A 2,654-nucleotide genomic window follows, 5' to 3' on the forward strand; every position below is an offset into this window, starting at 1 on the left:
CGATGCCGACCGGATGGCCGTCGATGCGACCGAACCCGATCACGATGTTCTGCGCGTAACCGGATTGCACCTCGAGGAACTCGTCGTCGTCGAGGATGCGGGTGATCACCTCGTGCATGTCGTAGGGCTGGTTGGCCGAGTCGGGGATCAGCGTGTCCAGCTCGAGGTCCTCGTCGGTGAGGTTGTCCTCGATGGCGCCCTCAGGAACCGGCACCGCATACTTCGGCGCGTCGGTGAAGTTGTTGGGCGGCAGGTAACTCAGCAGATCGCGGACGTAGTCGAAGGCGTCCTGCTCGCCGGAGGCGACATAGTGCGCGGTGCCGGACTTGGCCATGTGCGTGTGCGCACCGCCCAGCTCCTCCATCGTCACGTCTTCGCCGGTGACGGTCTTGATCACGTCCGGGCCGGTGATGAACATCTGGCTGGTCTGGTCGACCATCACCACGAAGTCGGTCAGTGCCGGCGAGTAGACGTGGCCGCCGGCCGCCGCGCCCATGATCAGCGAGATCTGCGGGATGACACCGGAAGCTTGGATGTTGTTGTGGAAGATCGTGCTGTACAAGCCGAGCGAGACCACACCCTCCTGGATGCGCGCCCCGGCGCCGTCGTTGATCCCAATCAGCGGCCGGCCGGTCTTGAGCGCCAGTTCCTGCACCTTGACGATCTTTTCGCCGTAGACCTCGCCGAGGCTGCCGCCGAACACCGTTACGTCCTGGCTGAAGATGCAGACGTCGCGGCCGTCGATGGTGCCGTACCCGGTGACGACCCCGTCGCCGAGTGGGCGCTTCTCAGCCAGACCGAAGTTGGTGCTGCGGTGCCGGGCCAACGCGTCGAGTTCGACGAACGAGCCCTCGTCCAGCAGGGCGTAAATACGCTCGCGCGCGGTCAGCTTGCCCTTCTCGTGCACCTTGTCGACGGCGGCTTCACCCACCGGGTGCAGCGTCTCCTCGCTCCGCTTGCGCAGTTCGGCGAGCTTTCCCGCGGTGGTGTGGATGTCGATGTGGTGTTCGGCTTGCGCCTCGACCGAAGCCTCGGAAGTCATGGCTGTCGATCTTAGCGGTCCCTTAGATTGCGAGCCCAACCCCGCGTCGCGGTGTCGCGCGTGTCCGGGACGATCGGACTTTTGTTCCGTTCGCTGACGCGGAGGTAACCTACGTCACTTGTCGCCTTGTTTGTCGCAACGGGATCGAGGTTCGGAGGAACGTCGGTGAAGTCGGATAGCAGCCGCCTGCTGCGGCAATGGTGGAGCGAGCCTGGCGACTATTCGTGGGTGGTCGAGTTCTACCGGCGCCGGGCTCTGATGACCTCGTTACGGGCCAGCGCAGCCGCCGGTGGCATCATCACCGCGCTCGGCACGATCTGCCTTGGATTCGAAGACCTCATCCAACCGCACTGGCTGAGTCATGCGGTGATCGTCTGGATGCTGGCCAACTCGATCGGCTGGTCGATTTTCTGGTGGTTTTTCCCGTGGCCGAGCGCCCGACAGGCCGCCGCCCTGTTCGCGTTCGCCGATATCGGCATCGCGCTGGCGACCGGGTTGCATGCCGACCCGCTGGCGGCGTTGAGCACCACGCCGCTGTTCGCGATGCCGGGCGTCTTCATCGTGTTCTTCTACGGCCCCCGCGCCAACGCCGCCCACATGGCGTTCGCGGCCGTCACGATCGTGACGGCGGCGACCTGGCTGGCGCTCTCCGATCGCCCCGATGCGGTGGCGGTGGCGCTGGCCAAGGCCATCATTGCGCTGACGCTGACCGTCGGCATCTTTCCGTTCGTCCAGTTCGGCTTCTGGCTGATCCGCAGCAACTCGATCGAATCGCTCACTGATCCGCTCACTGAACTCGCCAACCGTCGCGGGTTGGCCAACTACCTGGACAGAAAGCTCGACACGTTGACCGCTTCTTCAAAACCGTTGTGCGTCTTCGTTATCGACCTGGATGGCTTCAAGAACATCAACGACATCCACGGCCACAAGATCGGCGATGCCGTCATCGCGCGTACCGCGCAGCGGATTCGCGTCGGCGCCGGTCCCTCGGCATTCGTCGCGCGCATCGGCGGCGAGGAGTTCGTCGTCGTTGACCTGTTGACCTTGCAGGCCGCGGCGCCGATCGCGGAAAGCATCCGGGCCGCGATCGAGGCACCGGACACGCCGAAAGCCACCGCCAGCATCGGCGTGGCGACCGGCACTATCAAAGACGTGGCGGCGTTCGACGTGATCCATGCCCGCGCCGACGAGACCATGTATGCGGCGAAACGCAACGGCGGCAACCGGATCGCGTTGGCGGATGCTGTCGACGGCGCACCCGACGGTCTACGTCAAACCGAAATTCCTTTCGGGCCAACGGCATTCAAAGACATCGGCGAACTTGACGCCAAGTCTCTGGGCCTTTGACGCCCGCTGACCTAGGCTGGTCGGCAATGGATGACTCACTCAGGGCACCGCTGGATGTGGCGGCGCTGCGCGACGGGCTGGTGGGCCCCGGCATGCCGTGGCACGAACTCGACGTTGTGGCCGAAACCGGTTCGACCAACGCCGATCTGCTCGCGCGGGCTGAGGCCGGTGCCGACATCGACGGGTCGGTATTGCTCGCCGAGTACCAGAGCGCCGGCCGCGGGCGCCACGGCCGGCAGTGGACGGCTCCGCCGCGGACACAGGT

General features: G+C 65.1%; 2 protein-coding genes and 1 pseudogene. 2 read left to right on the forward strand and 1 reads right to left on the reverse strand.

Going from position 1 to position 2,654, the window contains the following annotated elements; translation table 11 throughout:
* The coding region (locus WAO18_RS21340; RefSeq protein ID WP_422208226.1) for an acyl-CoA carboxylase subunit beta at window positions 1-1,042 on the reverse strand (1,042 nt) is incomplete at its 3' end.
* A gap of 165 nt (window positions 1,043-1,207) precedes the next feature.
* On the opposite strand from WAO18_RS21340, the gene WAO18_RS21345 reads away from it, so the two are divergent.
* Both WAO18_RS21345 and WAO18_RS21350 read left to right on the forward strand, forming a co-directional pair.
* A complete protein-coding gene (locus tag WAO18_RS21345; RefSeq protein ID WP_422208227.1) occupies window positions 1,208-2,389 on the forward strand; it encodes a GGDEF domain-containing protein in 1,182 nt (393 codons plus the stop codon).
* Window positions 2,390-2,415: 26 nt separating this feature from the next.
* Window positions 2,416-2,654: pseudogene (locus WAO18_RS21350) on the forward strand (biotin--[acetyl-CoA-carboxylase] ligase); the annotation flags it as partial.

Origin of the sequence: Mycobacterium sp. (genome assembly GCF_049278535.1) — a bacterium.
Taxonomy (GTDB): domain Bacteria; phylum Actinomycetota; class Actinomycetes; order Mycobacteriales; family Mycobacteriaceae; genus Mycobacterium.